Origin of the sequence: Snodgrassella sp. CFCC 13594 (assembly GCF_001590725.1) — a bacterium.
Taxonomy (GTDB): Bacteria; Pseudomonadota; Gammaproteobacteria; order Burkholderiales; family Neisseriaceae; genus Snodgrassella.
Genome location: NZ_LQXR01000109.1, coordinates 1 through 305, shown reverse-complemented (window position 1 = coordinate 305; position 305 = coordinate 1). Strand labels below are relative to the sequence as shown.

The following is a 305-nucleotide window of genomic DNA, read 5'->3' as shown; positions in this document are numbered from 1 at the left end:
TCAATCTGACCGGTGGCATGAATGTGACTGCCGAGATCAAAACCGGCAAACGGCGGGTGATTGATTATTTGCTCAGCCCGCTGCAAACCAAGGTGGATGAAAGTTTGAAAGAACGTTAATGATCAAGCTCATCCCTTCACACCTATTTTTTCAGGCAGCCTGCTCATTGTTATTGGGTCTCTCTTTCACAATTCCTGCACATGCCTTTGATCTCTTTGAGGCTTGGCAGGCAGCGCTACATTATTCAGCAGATTACACCGCTGCCCAGCATGGCCGTGATGCGGAACGGGAACAAAAAGATCAGG

At 48.5% G+C, this 305-nt stretch carries 1 protein-coding gene and 1 pseudogene; both read left to right on the top strand.

Annotated features, from left to right (window positions below):
- Positions 1–119: hemolysin secretion D, plasmid domain protein (locus A2F46_RS11940; protein WP_156471667.1), on the top strand; the 119-nt coding region annotated here is incomplete at its 5' end.
- Positions 119–305, top strand: a pseudogene (locus tag A2F46_RS13155) (hypothetical protein); the annotation flags it as partial. The gene A2F46_RS11940 and the pseudogene A2F46_RS13155, both read left to right, overlap by 1 nt.